The organism is Mucilaginibacter sp. P4_D1, from assembly GCF_056401935.1.
This window is the reverse complement of record NZ_JBFUIJ010000001.1, coordinates 349,119-364,822: the sequence shown is the minus strand read 5'-3', so window position 1 is coordinate 364,822 and position 15,704 is coordinate 349,119. Positions and strand designations below refer to the sequence as shown.

Here is a 15,704-nt window from a genome sequence, read left to right as displayed (position 1 = left end):
GGGGTTAGCTTTTAAAATCGAACATGGCGTCAACCGTGTAAAAGCCTTTTTTACCCTGTATCCACTCGGCAGCTAAAACAGCGCCAAGGGCAAAGCCGCTGCGGTTATGAGCAGTATGTTTAAATTCGATGGTGTCCACTTCCGAATCGTAGATAACGGTGTGGGTGCCGGGTACGCTGTCAATCCGCAAGGATTCTATTAATAGCTGATCTGGCAGCGGGTTTTGATCATCTGCCCCGTCGTCGGTTGTCAGCACATTCAGCCAGTCTTTTTTGGAGTCAAGATTATCGATGATCCCTTCGGCAATGGTTATGGCGGTGCCACTTGGGGCATCCAGCTTTTGCATGTGGTGAATCTCTTCTACTTGTACATCATAGTATGGGTAGTTGTTCATCACTTTAGCCAGCATCCGGTTAATATGGAAAAATATGTTAACACCTACGCTAAAGTTGGTGGCATACATTAGTGAAGCGTTACTTTCCTCGCATTGTTGTTTTACCTCATCAAGCTTATCATACCAGCCGGTGGTGCCAACTACTATAGGTACGCCGGCGTTAAAGCAATGTTGAATATTGCCCAACACTGTTGCGGGCATGCTAAACTCAATAACCGCATCGGCCTTTTGCAGGTTTTCGGCAGTTAGTTCATGCAGGTTATCCTGATCGATGGTTAAAACAATTTCATGATTGCGGCTAAGAGCAATTTTTTCAATCATTTTGCCCATTTTTCCGTAGCCGAGTAACGCTATTTTCATTTTTAATGTATGTGTTGAGATTAACAGCTAAGTTATAAATGTGCTGTTAAAACGTAAAGGTAACTTTTACAGCCGGAATATAGCTACCAAAAGCAGTTTGCGCGTAAACCGGCTGGTTAATCATTCCCGGACTAACCTTAAAAGCAAAGTTGTTATCAACCGTGTACGAGTGAATAAATTTGGCATCAATATAGGCATCAATGGTTTGAATACCCCATGCGCCTAAAATACCCAGGATACTTAAATCGCGGTTGCGGCGGTAACTGTCAAGCGCATCATATATATTCTGGGCCGGAACTTTATTATTGGTATAGGCTATATACTCATCGTAATAGGCATCGCCTTTTACCGGTGCTACCCCGCTTTTATAATAATGGGCAAGTATATTAAACTCGTTGTAGTAATGCTGGTTAAATATTACTGCCGATGCCAAAAGGCCTATACCTGTATAAATAATAGGCACTTTCCACCAGCGGTGATTGTACAACTGCCCCCAGCCGGGTATCATCAGCGAGTGCATTACCGCCTTGTGTGGGCTGTGGGTGCTATCTGGGTGGTATTCCTTCTCTTTTTTTATAGGTGGCGCAAAAGAGCCCGGCGCCGTACCCGATGCCTTTTTAAAAGTATCTTTTTTGGCTACCGATGTGGTATCTGCATGTTGTTGCTGCGCGTTGGCCGCAAAAGCAAATAGCATAACAAAACCAATAATTAACAAATATTTATACATGCAGCTGATAAAATTTAAATAAACGTAGGCTTTTAAAACTTGATAAGAGGCCCGCTTTTAGTTGATTACAAAGGTAATTTTTATAGCCGGATTAAGAAGCTATATCCCGCCGTTACAAAAACACCTTATTAAACAAATCATTAACAGGTTTAGCCACTAATTATTATGCACACATTAACTATTATATAAAAAAGCCGGCCACTGATAAGTTTTTATCAGCGGCCGGCTTTTTATTTTTGGTATTTTAATTACATTTTATTCGAATCACAAAAAGATCAATTCATTTGCTTTTCTATCTTGATTCCTGATTCTTAACTCTTGATTCTCATTACCTACCAATCCAGCATCTCAAGGATACGGCCAAGGTCATCTTCTGACAGGAAGGGAATTTCGATAACCCCGTTGCCCTTGGCGCCTAACTTAAGCGTTACCCGCGAGCTGAATTTGGAAGCTAAATCGTCTTGTATTTTTTGCAATTGGTATGAAACAGGCTCGGGTTGCTTGCCCTCCTTTTTTACGGGAGCCTTCTGCATTTCCCTAACTAATTCTTCAACCTTACGAACCGATAAGCCTTGCTGAATAATATGCTGGTGCAAATATAATTGCTTGGCAGGGTCATCAATAGAGATGAGTGCCTTGGCATGGCCCATAGTAAGCGCACCATCGCGGATGGATGCCTGGATGCTTGGCGGCAATTTTAATAAACGCAGGTAGTTAGTAACCGTCGACCGGTTTTTGCTCACCCTGTCGCCCAGTTCTTCCTGTTTCAGGTTGCATTCCTCAATCATCCGCTGAAAGCTTAAGGCTACTTCAATAGCATTCAGGTTTTCGCGCTGGATGTTTTCAATGAGGGCCATTTCCAGCATTTGCTGGTCGTTGGCAGTACGCACATAAGCAGGCAACTGGGTAAGCCCAGCCAGTTTTGATGCGCGGAAACGGCGTTCGCCGGATATCAGCTGGTATTTATGCGCGTTAATACGCCTAACGGTAATAGGCTGTATAAGGCCCTGCAGCTTGATGGAGTCGGCCAGTTCATTTAAAGCAAGCTCGTCAAAGTCAGTACGGGGCTGAAAAGGGTTTACTTCTATCTCATCAAGCCTGATTTCATTAACCGAGCCAAGGCTGCTCACCTCGGCGGCCGAAGTTGATGCCTCTTCCTTTTTGGTGCTTTTGTTTTGGTATGGTTGTACGTTTACCGAGTCATTCAACAGCGCACTTAATCCTTTGCCCAGGGCATTTCTTCTTTCACTACTCATTTACTTATACTGTTGCTGTTACCGTTGTTGCTTCGGCTTTTACAAGGCCATTTTTCTGGATAATTTCGCGGGCCAGGTTCAAATAATTAATGGCGCCTTTACAGGTAGCATCGTGCATAATAACAGATACACCAAAGCTTGGCGCTTCGCTTAAGCGGGTGTTACGCTGTATAATGGTATCAAAAACCATATCCTCAAAATGCGTTTTTACCTCATCAACCACCTGGTTACTCAGGCGCAGGCGCACATCGTACATGGTTAACAAAATACCTTCAATTTCCAGCTGCGGGTTAAGGCGCGATTGTACAATTTTGATGGTGTTTAACAATTTACCTAAACCCTCCAATGCAAAGTACTCGCACTGTACCGGTATAATTACCGAATCGGCGGCGGTTAAAGCGTTGATAGTTATTAAACCTAACGAAGGCGAACAATCAATAATAATAAAATCGTATTCGTCGCGTACGGCTTCAAATACCTGTTTCATTTTGTATTCGCGGCCACTCAGGTTAATCATTTCAATCTCGGCACCTACCAAGTCAATATGAGCGGGCAGCAGGTCAAGATTAGGGGTCTCCGTTTTCTGAATAGCCTCGTGCGGGTCAACCTGGTTAATAATGCACTCGTAAATACTGTTTTTTATGTTGCGGGGATCAAAACCAATACCCGAAGTAGAGTTTGCCTGCGGATCGGCATCAACCAATAATGTTTTAAAATCTAATACAGCCAAACTTGCAGCCAGATTTATAGATGATGTAGTTTTTCCTACGCCACCTTTCTGGTTGGCTAAAGCAATAATTTTACTCATTCTATAGTATAAAAAATTTTGATGTTACAATGATTTATATAAACGTAAAGTAGGGTCAGAAATTTCTACTTTCGTAATGTTTTTATCCGGTGATAAAGATACGGAATTAAACAATTACGAAATCCACAGGTTTAGTCAATTTACAAACATAATTAGCAATTATCGAATTATCGATTTATTGAATTATTGATTGATGAATGAGCAAGATGACGCTATTTCTCTTTTATATTTAATACTTTACATATCAGCAATTTAGATGCTGAAAGAATTGCAATTCGATAATTCAATAAATCAATAATTCAATAATTATAAATGATAACTATCATCGCATCAACTAACCGCCCCGGCAGTTCTACCTTAAAAATGGCCAAATATTATCAGCAAAAACTGCAGGAAAAAGGAGTTGAAGCGGGTGTACTATCATTGGCGCAATTGCCGTCCAGCCTTATTGAAACCGACCTTTACGGCAAGCGAAGCCCGGAATTTGCCGAAATTCAAAAAATAATTACCCAAACCCATAAGTTTATATTTGTGATACCCGAGTACAATGGCAGCTACCCCGGGGTACTAAAAGTTTTTATTGACGCCTGCGATTTTCCGGCGAGCTTTTATGATAAAAAAGCAGCGCTGGTTGGCATATCATCGGGCAAATATGGCAACATCAGGGGTATTGATCATTTTACCGGTGTTTGCCACTATGTACACCTTAATGTGATGGCCCTTAAACTCCATATATCAGGCATCAACAAGGAGTTTGATGAAACCGGCCAGCTATTAAACGCTGATACGATAAAGTTCACCAATGAGCAGATAGATAAGTTCATATTATTTTAATGATTTCACCGATTGCGGTTGATTTCACCGATTTTTCATGTGGCTGAATGACATCGTAAACAATCCATTTGGTTAAATCAGCAATCAAATCTATGTAATCATCCAATAATCGGTGAAATCATATAAAAATCATAAAACAATCAACACCCATCCCGTAAGTTTAGGCTGGCCCGTTTTAAGGTCGATGATGTAGTAATAGGTGCCGGGTGGTAATTTGGCGCCGTTATAGGTGCCCTTCCAGGGTTTGGCGTAGCCAATGCTTTTAAATATCTGCTGTCCGTAACGGTTAAACACCGTTGTTACGCTTTCAGGGTAGGTAAAAAGGCCTTCAATTTCCCAGGTATCATTTACGCCATCGGCATTGGGCGAAAAAGCGTTAGGCACAACCACTTTATGATAAACTTTTACAAAAACGCTGCTGGTATCTTCGCCACAATTATAGGTCGATTTTACATGCAATGTATATTTTATATCATCGGTCGGGTTGGCAACCGGGTTTAACACATTGGCATCGCTAAGGCCGGTGGTGGGTGTCCAGTTGAAAACATCGGCGCTTTGTGCCGACGCTACCAGGGTAATTGGCCTGTCCTGGAACATGCTTTGTTTGGTTTGCGTAATTGCAACCGGCCGCGGCAACACATTAACAGTTAAAGCAGCGGTATCGGTACAGCCAATATTGTTGGTGACTATTACCTTGTATATTGTAGTGTCTGCAGGCGAAGCTACGGGATTAGCAATAGTACTATCAGATAAACCTTTGCCAGGCGTCCATTTGTAGCTGATGGCACCCAGGGCACTCGCACTTAAATTAGTAGATGCGCCCTTACAAATGGTAACTGTTGGAGTATTTAAGGTAATAACCGCCTTAGGGATAACGGTGATGGTTGTCGATTTTGAGGTAGAGCAGCCGGCAGCCGATGTTACTATAAAGCTATAAGTGCCTGCATCGGCAGGCTTTATATTTGTAAGTATCAGTGGGTTTTGATTTTTATTAGCGGCGGTAATGCCAGGCCCCGTCCAATCAACAGTTGCCCCTCCAAATACATTTAACGTTACTGTTTTACCCTCACATTCCTGAACAGGTGATACATCTGGCACAACAGGATAAGCGTTTACGTTAACACTCAGCGGCTCCGAAAACACCCTGCATGTAGGCGAGTTTATGTTTGAGCCTCCGGCTGCGGCAAGCCTGTATTGATACATACTGGCTGCACTTCCGCCCTGTGTAAAAGTATAGGCATCTGCTGTTTGCCCGACAATATCGAGCCAGCCGTTCCCGTCGTTTTTGTTTACCTGCCACTGCATTTTAGGATTAGAGTATCCGGCCCCGATCTTCGATTTAAGTGTATAAGTTTTGCTTTCGCCCACACATTGATTTTGCGGCTGGTTAGCATCGACAGTGGTAAAACCTGTTTGCACTATTGGGCCACATGCCCTGAAATTGATATCATCGAGCAACAGGTCGTTGCCGTTGCCGCCGGGGGCCTCATTGGTCATTTTTAAAACCACCTGGCTGGTATTTGGCGGGGTTGTAAAAAAGAAGCTCTTACGTATCCAGTCGTCGCCGCTGGTTGATTCCAAAATATCACCGGTAACCAATGAATCCAATACCATGCCAGCGGTAGTTTCGATAGTAAATTTAATATTTGGCCGGATGGCTGATGAGCCCGCCTTAATCAGGTTCAGGATATAGGCCGAAAATTCGTATGTAGTATTTTCGCATAACACGGCAGGCGTGGTCTTAGTAAAAAATATACTTGGCGTGTAGGATGCATTAATCATCATCATATAGCCGTTAGCATCACCGGTGTGGTCATGAGTTACAGTTTGCCAGGCCTCCGGGTGGCAATTACCGGTAACCCCGCCATATATATTGGTGGCATTTACAATGGTGTACGAGCCATCGTTGGGGCAGTAGCTGCTAAACGACATGTTGCTGATTCCGTCCGGAAGCGCATTCCCCGGATTTGACCCCGATCCAAAGGTTTCGGTAATTACCGGATCGCCCAAACTGCCTGTACAATTTACCGACTGGCCACGCGCCAGTGTAAAATCAAGAATGGCAATAAACAGCAAAAGTAATTTAAGGGTACGCAAGCGCTTCAATTGGTTTAACTTAAAAAGTTATCCATCAAAAATATATCTTTTTATTGACGCGATGTGTATAAATAACACACCATCAAGCATTATATTGAAATACTTACAAAGCAGATGGTTATCTAAATAATTGATTATTAAAAAAATTAACCGTAAGGAGAATCAGCAAGAATATCCCGTCTGAAAAGGGATAATGACATTGCTAATTATGTCATTGCGGCACAGCGCGGCAATCGCGAACTGTACATCACCAGCATGCCCCGACATATTTTTTTTCCGAAATCGGCATGACGCATCGTCGTACCACCCATTACTCAAATCATCCCCCGGCAGATTATTTTCAACAATTAAATCGATCTTTTTTTGCCTCGATCCGGCTTTCAATTGCTTTTCTCTTGTTATAGCGTCCCGTATCCACTGAAATTCTTCATAATACACCAGTTTATTACAATTATACGTAGCCGAAAAGCTTTTAAATAACTTTTGCTTATGGTGGTACACAAGGCTAACCATATCATTGGTAACGCCAACATATAAAACCGTGTTTAATTTATTTGTTAAGATACAAACATAGTATTGGTGTATTTTCATGTGATAAGGCACTGTTGTGCACAATGCAAAATAGGGAAAAAGGAACTTAGATGTTAGCGATTATTCGTGCATACAGGCGCTTTTTGTTCCACAAATGTCATCCGACCTATATAGTTCGCGATTGCCGCGCTGCGCTCGCAATGACATATTTTTTTCCGGGCCCGGCTTCCGGCTGTCAGATAGCCCCTACTCCCTCTTATAATCCTTGTGCACAATCAAGAAGCTTGCGCGCTCCTGTTTGTGGAAAGGAATATCCCAGTTGCCCTGGTAGGTTATTTTAATGGGCAGTAGCTGCCCGTTAAAGTTGTTGAGTTCGATGTTCATCTGCACATTAAAATCGACGAACATATTACTGAATTTAAGGTCGATGTAGCGGCCAAGTATCTCGAACGTGCGTTCGTCAAAAATGGTGGTCATTTCCTTAATCATGGTGTCGCCATCAGATGTGCTGGGCTTGCACCTTACCTTAAAGCGGTAAACAGGAATGGTATCCAGGTATTTGCCGCGGGCAAATTCATAGTAGTAAAACTGCTGCATATCCCTGCTGAATATCTCGGTTTTATCGCCGATGAACGGTATGCCGGTAACCCGGCGGCCCGGCGTAAACACCAGTGTTTTAAGCTTTGCTTTATAACTCTCGTTTTTACCTTTTTCGCCCGGTAAGCCATCGCCCTCTACAAAATCGGAGTTGTAGGCGTTCATGAAAATGTAATCAAACATTTCAACGGTGTACAAATTGTATTTGCCGTTTTTTTTGTAAACGGTACCGCTATCCTGCCTGGTTATATACTCAATTTTATGCTGACCGGCTATATTACTATGCTTAAGCTTACGGTAAATCTTGCCATCAACCTTGTTTTTTTTATCGTAGGTGTAAATGCGGTTTTCGGCAGTAAAGGCATATTTTTTCATATGCTGAAAAGCCCGGTAAAAACTGGTATCGGCCATCACCGCGTCAATAAAATCCTGCGCCCGTAGTTTATGCGAACGGATATCTACTGCAGAATCGATAACAATGGTGCGGATGGTATCGGGGTTAAAACGTTGTATTTGCTGGGCAAAAGCAAAACTGCTGAAAATAGTAAACGCTACAAATAATAATAATTTCTTCATTTCTTACTACTAACCTTTTGCGGAAGGTGGTTGTTTCATCGTGATGCCTATTATAATATCACTAACCATGTCATTGCGAGCGATAGCGTGGCAATCTCGTAACTATTCAGGGCGAGCTGGCATAGTTACGAGATTGCTTCGTTCATCGCAATGACATAGCTGGTGCTAATTCCCTAACTGCTTAATAGCCAAATAGGCCATCAGTCCGGTGCTTATTTTAAATGCATCTTCTTCCACATCAAACGTAGGCGTATGTACTGATGAGGTTATACCGCGGGCTTCGTTGCGGGTACCTAAGCGGTAAAAACAGCTATCGGCTGCCTGCGAGTAATAGGCAAAATCTTCTGCCGCCATCCAGATATCCAGGTCCAATACGTTTTCTTTGCCCAGGTAGTCTTCGGCATGGCCGCGGGTGGCGTGAGTTAGTACCTCTTCGTTAATCAGGAAAGGGTAACCACGCATAATATTAAAATCGCAGCTGCCGCCCATACTTTCGGCTATACCTTCGGCCATTTTTTTCATGCGCTCGTGGGCTTCGCCGCGCCAGTTCTCGTCCATAGTACGAAAGGTACCCTCAAGGTAAACTTCGTTGGGGATTACGTTGGTGGCACCATTGGCTATCACTTTACCAAATGACAATACTGATGGGCTTTTAGGATCAGCAAAGCGGCTTACTACCGTTTGCAAAGCAGTTAATATATGTGCGGTGATAATTACCGGGTCGATATTTTGTTGTGGCTGGGCACCGTGGCCGCCTTTACCTTTTACTGTAACGTACAGCTCGTCAGTTGATGCCATATATTTGCCCGCACGGAAACCTACTTTACCGGCTTCTATCAAAGGCATCACGTGCTGCCCCAATACAGCCTGCGGTTTTGGATTTTCCAGTACGCCTTCTTTAATCATCAGGCTTGCACCGCCAGGTAGTTTCTCCTCGGCCGGTTGAAAGATTAGCTTTATAGTACCGCCAAACTGGCTTTTCAGTTCTGTTAAAATACGGGCCGTGCCCAATAACGATGAGGTATGCGCATCGTGGCCGCAAGCGTGCATCACACCCACATTTTGGGATTTGTAGGGTACATCATTAGCCTCGGTAATAGGCAAAGCATCCATATCGGCGCGCAGGGCCACCACGTTATTTGACGGTAAATCTCCTTTGATAAGGGCCACCAGGCCGGTGTCGGCCATTTTTTCGTAGGTTAAGCCCAGTTCTTCCAGTTTACCAGCTACAAAAGCAGATGTTTTTTGCTCGTGGAATGATAGTTCGGGATTGGTATGCAGATGGCGGCGGTTAGCTACCACATCATCAAATATTTTTTGGGATAGTTCCTGTATTTTTTCTTTAATCATTGTCGGTGTCGGCTTTGGGCAGGTTTATTTTTTCGGATATGATGAACAGGCTTGAAAACGAAGGCCGCAATTCCTGTATCAGCTTTTCGGCCTCTAACCGAGTCCTGAAATCGCCCGCCCGTACTTTAAAATTTGGCTCGCTGTATAAGATGTAGGTACGCAGTTCAGGATAGTCGCGTTGCAAACGGGCCTGCGCATTATAGGCATCCTTCCGGTTCGATCCGCTGAAGAACTGCACCCGATAGCCATAAGATGATGTTACTGCCGGCGCTACACCGGTTTCTTTGTTCAGCGAAAAACGCTTAGCAATCAGGGTATCAACCAGGGGATCCTTAACTACCTCAACCTTGCCGCGGGTTTGGGCAAAGGTTTGGGTGGATGCCGCTATCAGCATAAAAAAAAAGCAGTACTTGATGAGGCCGGATTTAGCTTTATGATCAAATACTGCTTTTTTCATATTTATATTATTAAAACCATCATTGCGAGGCACGATGTATGTAATTTACATAACCATTCGCCTAAACGCTGGCTACGACTCACCCCGGCTACGCTGCGCTGGCCGACCCTCTCTCCGGCTAAAGCCGCAAAGAGGGTGCCTCCAATTTTTCATTTTTCCGCCCCTCTCTCCGACTTCGTCGCATAGAGGGGTGGACGGGCGGAGCCTCGTCGGGGTGAGTCGACTCGCCGCTATGCGATATACGTCATTTTCCTCTTCAGAGGCCCTTGGATTTTACCCACAATGACGCTTGTTTTTTTATTTTTTTCTCCTCCTCCCCTTCAGGGGAGGCCGGGTCGGCTTCTTAATTTTGCCCTACCCCGTGGCAGTTTTTATATTTTTTACCGCTTCCGCAAGGGCAAGGGTCATTTCTGCCTATCTTTTGCTCAACCCTTACCGGGATGGCTTTTTGAATTTCCTGCGGAAAATCGTCCATCGGCACACCGTTGCTTTCGCTTACCATTTCGGCTTTGGTGGTTTTTAGCTTACGCAGATCCAGTTTTGGTTCTGGTTTGGCTTCCCTTACCTCTTCGGCCTGTTGCTGAACCGGGATACCTCCACGGAACAGGAAACTCACAATCTCTTTATTCACATTGGCCAACATGCCACGGAACAAATTGAAAGCCTCAAATTTGTAAACCAACAGCGGGTCCTTTTGCTCATAAACCGCGTTTTGAACAGATTGTTTTAACTCGTCCATTTCGCGCAAATGCTCTTTCCAGGCATCGTCTATCAGGTACAGGGTAACATTTTTCTCAAATGATTTAAACACTTCGTGACCATGGTTATCAATCGCTTTTTTCAACGGAACAGAAACCTGTATACCATGGATGCCATCGCTAAACGGAACCACAATATTTTCTACATACTGGCCGCGGGTATCGTAAACATCTTTTAATACCGGGTAAGCCTGCGCTGCTACGGCATCGCCTTTACGTTTGTAAAAATCCATCACCGTTTGGAAAACGTGATCAACCAGGGCGTTAATTGAATTTACCGCGAATTTATCGGCATCAACCTCCACATCAACCGAGAATAGCCGGATCATTTCTAAATTAAATCCGTCGTAGTTGTTAGCCTCCTTATACTCGGTTGTAATGTCTTCAACCACATCAAAAATGGTATTGCTCAAATCAACATCCAAACGTTCGCCAAACAGGGCGTTTTTGCGCTTGGTGTAAACTACGGTACGTTGTGAGTTCATCACATCATCATACTCCAGCAAACGTTTACGGATGCCAAAGTTATTTTCCTCTACCTTTTTCTGCGCACGCTCAATTGATTTTGAGATCATGGAGTGCTGGATAACTTCGCCCTCCTCGATACCCATACGCACCATCAGGTTCGAGATCCTCTCCGATCCGAATAAACGCATCAGGTTATCCTCCAGCGATACAAAGAACTGTGAAGAACCCGGATCGCCCTGGCGACCAGAACGACCGCGCAACTGCCTGTCAACCCGGCGAGATTCGTGGCGCTCGGTACCTACAATGGCCAAACCGCCTGCTGCCTGTACACCTGCCCCCAATTTAATATCCGTACCACGGCCAGCCATGTTGGTAGCAATGGTAACTGTGCCGGCCTGCCCTGCTTCGGCCACAATATCGGCCTCTTTCTGGTGCATTTTGGCATTCAGCACGTTATGTTTAATACCGCGCAGTTTAAGCATACGGCTTAACAATTCCGAGATCTCTACCGATGTTGTACCTACCAGTACCGGTCTGCCCGCCTGCGTTAATTTTACAATTTCATCGGCTACGGCATTATATTTTTCGCGGATGGTACGGTATACCAAATCCTGCCTGTCTTCGCGGCTTGCAGGGGTATTTGTTGGTATCTCTACTACATCCAGCTTGTATATTTCCCAAAACTCACCTGCCTCGGTAACGGCAGTACCCGTCATACCGCAAAGCTTGTGGTACATCCTGAAATAGTTTTGCAGTGTTACGGTAGCAAAAGTTTGGGTAGCATCCTCAACTTTAACATTCTCTTTAGCTTCAATTGCCTGGTGTAAACCATCAGAGTAACGGCGGCCATCCAGTACACGGCCGGTTTGCTCATCTACAATTTTCACTTTGCCTTCGTCCAAAATGTATTCGGTATCCTTTTCAAATAAGGTATATGCTTTCAGCAATTGGTTAACCGAGTGAATACGCTCAGACTTGATCGAGAAATCGCGCATCAATTCGTCCTTGCGGGCAATTTTATCTTCAGTGCTCAAGGTTGATTTTTCAATCTCCGCAATCTCGGTGCCTACATCCGGCATTACAAAAAAGTGAGGGTCTTCGCCCGATGAGGTAATCAGTTCGATACCTTTTTCGGCCAGTTCAACCTGGTTGTTTTTTTCGTCGATAACAAAATAAAGCTCCGAATCTACCTTAGGCATATTCTTACTTTGATCCTGCATGTAATAATTTTCTATCTTTTGCAGTGTGCTCCTGTTGCCACCTTCGCTCAGGAATTTAATTAAGGCTTTGCTTTTTGGTAACCCCCTGAAAGCTCGTAGTAACGCCAAACCACCTTTTTCCGGATCGGTGTCACCATCGTTAATGGCTTTTTTGGCCTCGTTCAATACCGTATTTACATACGCTTTTTGGGCGTTAACCAAACGCTCAATACGCGGTTTCAGCTCGTAAAACTCGTGCTCGTCGCCACGCGGGATAGGGCCAGATATAATTAAAGGTGTACGGGCGTCATCAATTAAAACCGAATCCACCTCATCCACCATGGCGTAATGCAATTTGCGCTGAACCAATTCTTCAGGACTACGTGTCATATTGTCACGCAGGTAGTCGAAACCAAACTCGTTATTTGTGCCAAAAGTAATATCGGCCAGGTAAGCGGCGCGGCGTTCCTCGCTGTTTGGCTCATGTTTATCAATACAATCAACCGATAAACCATGAAACTCATACAATGGCCCCATCCACTCGCTATCGCGGCGTGCCAGGTAGTCATTCACCGTTACAATGTGTACACCCTGCCCGGCAAGCGCGTTAAGGTATGCAGGCAGCGTAGCCACAAGCGTTTTACCTTCACCCGTAGCCATTTCAGATATTTTACCCTGGTGCAACACTATACCGCCTATCAGCTGTACATCGTAATGAACCATGTTCCAGGTAACCGGGTTACCTGCGGCAAGCCAGGTACTTGCGTGAAAAGCTTTATCGCCTTTTATGGTTACGTTACCTTTACGCCCGGCAAGATCACGGTCGAAATCGGTTGCGGTAACTTCTATAAATTCGTTAGCTGCAAGGCGGCTGGCGGTTTCTTTAACCACGGCAAACGCCTCGGGCAATATATTAATCAATATATCCTCAAGTTCTTTATTACGGTCTTTCTCCAGCTTATCCAGCTGAGTGTATAACTCAACTTTTTCGGCTACGTCCATATCCAGCTCGTATTCCGTACGGTCTTTTATCGCTTGTATCTCGCTGTCGATGCCCGATAGGCCTTCGGCTATTGTTTGTTTAAAACCTATTGTTTTAGCTCTAAGCTCATCATTGCTGATGGTACCGAGTTTTGCATATTCAGCCTTAATCTTTTCAACTATAGGCTTAATACTTTTTACATCCCGCTCTGATTTGCTTCCAAAAAGCTTACTTATAAAATCTAACATATTATTTTTATATGATGCAACAAACTCAATAATTACGCCACAGCGACAATTAAAGTCATATTGACAGGCAAAGGTACAGTTTTAGTTTTTAGTTTTAAGGGATTTATGAGGGATTTGATGCGTGGGGCGAGGTTTGAGGGTATTTTTGTCTGAACCGGAATTTATTGAATTAAGGAACTTACAGAATTATTTAAAGGTGGGATATTCAGCTTCAATATAAAATTCAAATAATTCTTTAATTCGATAAATCCCGGTTCAGGCTTTTCAGCACATCCACCTTGTCTTGCGCCAGCTGCGCCTTAAGTTCATCAAGGCCGGCAAACTTTACATCGCCGCGCACATAATGGTGAAACTCCATTTGGATGGTTTGGTTATAAATCTCCTGGTCAAAGTCAAAGATGTTCACTTCGATGTTGCGGGTGAGGCCATTTACCGTTGGCCGACTGCCAATATAAGCCATGCCTTTATAGCTTTCGCCGGCAATTATTACCGTTACCGCAAAAATGCCATCAGCCGGTATAAGCTTGTATTTTTCCTCTACCACAATATTGGCTGTAGGGTAGCCTATCTGCCTTCCAATCTGGTCGCCCCGCACCACTTTACCGGTTATAAAAAACGGGTAACCAAGAAAAGCGTTTGCTAAATCGATCTTGTCGTTTAACAAAGCCGCGCGGATGCGGGTTGAACTTATGGCAACTTCATCAATATCCTGCTCAGGAATTTCTACTACATCAAATCCATAAACGGGGCCAAGTTTTAACAAATCTTCCAGGCCACCCTGGCGGTCTTTACCAAAACGATGATCATACCCTATCACAATTTTTTTTGTGCCAATTTTTTTCACCAGCACATCGCGTATATAGTCTTCGGCGGTTTGGTTACTAAAATCGCGAGAAAATGGGGTGATTATCAAATGATCTACACCAAGCTGCTCCATCAACTGAGCTTTTTCGGTAATGGTGGTTATCAGCTTAATGCTTTCATCCTCGGGATGCAGTATCATCCGCGGATGCGGAAAAAAAGTAAGGATAACGGTTTCGCCGCCGGTTTGCTGCGCCAGCTCCTTAATACCTGCTATAATTTTGCGGTGGCCTATATGCACACCGTCAAATGTGCCAATGGTTACAACCGCGTTGTTTATCGCTGTAAATTCGTCAATATTGTTGTATATCCTCATTTGATGAGTAAAAACACAAATTTAGTTTTTTAGTTCGGCGGGCTGTACCCGCCTCTTATTTTTTACCTGCAAATGTAATTAGCGCTGGTCAGCAACCGGCTCAACCGGCGCTTTCAGGGCTTTAATGGTATTAAACAACTCCATCACCTCCCAGGCATCCTCTACCTTGTAGTTACCACTGCGGGTACGCCTTAATCCAGACAGGTATGCCCCGTTATTTAAAGCAGCGCCAAAATCGTGCACCAAGCTACGGATATAAGTGCCCTTACTGCATACCACCCTAAAATCAACTTCGGGCAATTCAACGCGTGTAAGTTCAAATTCGCTTATGGTAACGCTGCGCAGGCGGCGTTCAACTTCTTCGCCGCGGCGGGCTTTTTCGTATAAACGCTCGCCGTCTATTTTAATTGCAGAATGTGCCGGCGGGTATTGCTGTATATCGCCGGTAAACTGCACGCAGTTACTACGCAGCTGTTGTTCGGTAAGTTGGCTGATATCGAACTTATTGTCGGGTTCGGTTTCCATGTCATACGATGGCGTGGTTGCGCCAAGCATCATGGTGCCGGTGTACTCTTTTTCTTCGGCCTGGAAGGTATCAATCTGCTTGGTCATTTTACCGGTGCAGATAATGAGCAACCCGGTAGCCAGCGGATCGAGCGTACCGGCATGGCCAACCTTCAGTTTTAAAGGCTTAAAAGAATTGCGGATTTTGCCCACCACATCAAAGCTTGTCCACTGATACGGTTTGTTCACCAGCAACAGCTGGCCATCGGCAAACTCCTGGATATTTTGGTAAGTACTTTTCAAGTAATGTTGTTAAAGCGGCAAAGGTATGGAAAAACAAGAAACAAGCCTGGCTTAATTTCTGCCCTCCGTTGTCGCTTT

Annotated in this window: 13 protein-coding genes; 1 reads left to right on the top strand and 12 read right to left on the bottom strand. The window is 44.2% G+C overall.

All coding sequences use genetic code 11. The features are described from left to right. Nucleotides 1-4: 4 nt before the first annotated feature. From dapB to AC1DV1_RS01475, 4 genes are all read right to left on the bottom strand, one after another. Nucleotides 5-754, bottom strand: a complete 750-nt coding sequence (dapB, locus tag AC1DV1_RS01490; RefSeq protein WP_477354136.1) for a 4-hydroxy-tetrahydrodipicolinate reductase — start codon at nucleotides 752-754, stop codon at nucleotides 5-7. A gap of 46 nt (nucleotides 755-800) precedes the next feature. After that, nucleotides 801-1,481, bottom strand: a complete 681-nt coding sequence (locus tag AC1DV1_RS01485) for a DUF5683 domain-containing protein (protein WP_147053341.1) — start codon at nucleotides 1,479-1,481, stop codon at nucleotides 801-803. A 332-nt stretch (nucleotides 1,482-1,813) separates the two neighbouring features. Then, nucleotides 1,814-2,737: a ParB/RepB/Spo0J family partition protein gene (locus tag AC1DV1_RS01480; RefSeq protein WP_477354133.1), complete on the bottom strand. Its 924-nt coding sequence runs from the start codon at nucleotides 2,735-2,737 to the stop codon at nucleotides 1,814-1,816. A gap of 4 nt (nucleotides 2,738-2,741) precedes the next feature. Then, complete coding sequence (locus AC1DV1_RS01475) at nucleotides 2,742-3,545, bottom strand: ParA family protein (protein WP_090641197.1); 804 nt, start codon at nucleotides 3,543-3,545, stop codon at nucleotides 2,742-2,744. 312 nt (nucleotides 3,546-3,857) lie between these two features. Here AC1DV1_RS01475 and AC1DV1_RS01470 point away from each other — a divergent pair, with 312 nt between their 5' ends. After that, nucleotides 3,858-4,379 carry an NADPH-dependent FMN reductase gene (locus tag AC1DV1_RS01470; RefSeq protein ID WP_477354130.1) on the top strand — a complete coding sequence of 174 codons (522 nt, stop codon included), beginning with the start codon at nucleotides 3,858-3,860 and terminating at the stop codon, nucleotides 4,377-4,379. A 129-nt stretch (nucleotides 4,380-4,508) separates the two neighbouring features. Here AC1DV1_RS01470 and AC1DV1_RS01465 read toward each other — a convergent pair whose 3' ends face one another. The 8 genes from AC1DV1_RS01465 to truB all read right to left on the bottom strand — a co-directional run bounded on the left by AC1DV1_RS01465 (nucleotide 4,509) and on the right by truB (nucleotide 15,626). Further along, nucleotides 4,509-6,476 carry a gliding motility-associated C-terminal domain-containing protein gene (locus AC1DV1_RS01465; protein ID WP_477354127.1) on the bottom strand — a complete coding sequence of 656 codons (1,968 nt, stop codon included), beginning with the start codon at nucleotides 6,474-6,476 and terminating at the stop codon, nucleotides 4,509-4,511. Nucleotides 6,477-6,638: 162 nt separating this feature from the next. Further along, a complete protein-coding gene (locus AC1DV1_RS01460; RefSeq protein ID WP_477354124.1) occupies nucleotides 6,639-7,067 on the bottom strand; it encodes a GIY-YIG nuclease family protein in 429 nt (142 codons plus the stop codon). 186 nt (nucleotides 7,068-7,253) lie between these two features. Further along, complete coding sequence (locus tag AC1DV1_RS01455) at nucleotides 7,254-8,180, bottom strand: hypothetical protein (protein WP_477354121.1); 927 nt, start codon at nucleotides 8,178-8,180, stop codon at nucleotides 7,254-7,256. Between the two features lie 165 nt (nucleotides 8,181-8,345). Continuing rightward, on the bottom strand, nucleotides 8,346-9,530 hold the full coding sequence (locus tag AC1DV1_RS01450; RefSeq protein WP_477354118.1) for a M20 metallopeptidase family protein: 1,185 nt from the start codon (nucleotides 9,528-9,530) through the stop codon (nucleotides 8,346-8,348). Further along, complete coding sequence (locus AC1DV1_RS01445) at nucleotides 9,523-9,987, bottom strand: SPOR domain-containing protein (protein ID WP_477354115.1); 465 nt, start codon at nucleotides 9,985-9,987, stop codon at nucleotides 9,523-9,525. Before AC1DV1_RS01445 ends, AC1DV1_RS01450 begins: the two co-directional genes overlap by 8 nt. A gap of 343 nt (nucleotides 9,988-10,330) precedes the next feature. After that, nucleotides 10,331-13,642: a preprotein translocase subunit SecA gene (gene secA, locus AC1DV1_RS01440; RefSeq protein WP_477354112.1), complete on the bottom strand. Its 3,312-nt coding sequence runs from the start codon at nucleotides 13,640-13,642 to the stop codon at nucleotides 10,331-10,333. 235 nt (nucleotides 13,643-13,877) lie between these two features. After that, nucleotides 13,878-14,819, bottom strand: coding sequence for a bifunctional riboflavin kinase/FAD synthetase (locus AC1DV1_RS01435; protein ID WP_477354110.1), 942 nt, complete (start codon nucleotides 14,817-14,819; stop codon nucleotides 13,878-13,880). 78 nt (nucleotides 14,820-14,897) lie between these two features. Next, entirely contained in the window at nucleotides 14,898-15,626 is a 729-nt protein-coding gene (gene truB, locus AC1DV1_RS01430) for a tRNA pseudouridine(55) synthase TruB (protein WP_477354107.1), read from the bottom strand. Nucleotides 15,627-15,704: the final 78 nt, after the last annotated feature.